Annotated in this window: 1 protein-coding gene; it reads left to right on the top strand. The window is 64.8% G+C overall.

Annotated features, from left to right (window positions below; genetic code table 11):
* Positions 1-435, top strand: a 435-nt coding sequence (locus EN925_RS39280; protein ID WP_164894860.1) for a chloride channel protein, incomplete at both ends; no start/stop codon positions are given.

Genomic DNA, 435 nt, shown 5'->3' with positions numbered 1-435 from the left:
TTCTACGGCTTCGAATTGGTCATCGGCATCTACTCGGTCGCCAATGTCGCGCCTGTCATGACCGCCGCGATCTCAGCCTCGCTGACCGCTGAAATGTTCGGCGGGGTGCCTTTCCCGCTCGAGCTTTCGGGTCTGCCGGCGCTCACCGCCAGCCAGTATGTGCCGTTCCTGCTGCTCGGGCTGCTCGGCGGTGCCGCCTCGATCGCCATCATGCATCTGGTGACGCTGATCGAGCGCGGTTTCGCCAGGCTGTCGATCGATGCGTCGCTGCGCCCCGTCATTGGCGGCGTCATCGTTGGCTTGTTGGGGCTGATCACGCCGCAAGTGCTGTCCAGCGGCCATGGCGCGCTGCATCGCGAATTCTCGATGAATTACGGGCTGGCCGTGGTGGCCAGCGTCTTCGTGCTCAAGCTGGCGGCGTCGGCGGTCTCGCTG

The sequence above is a fragment of the Mesorhizobium sp. M7A.F.Ca.US.006.04.2.1 genome, assembly GCF_004022915.1.
Taxonomy (GTDB): Bacteria; Pseudomonadota; Alphaproteobacteria; order Rhizobiales; family Rhizobiaceae; genus Mesorhizobium; species Mesorhizobium ciceri.
Note: the sequence above shows the minus strand (reverse complement) of the source record. Positions and strands in the feature narration are given on the sequence as shown.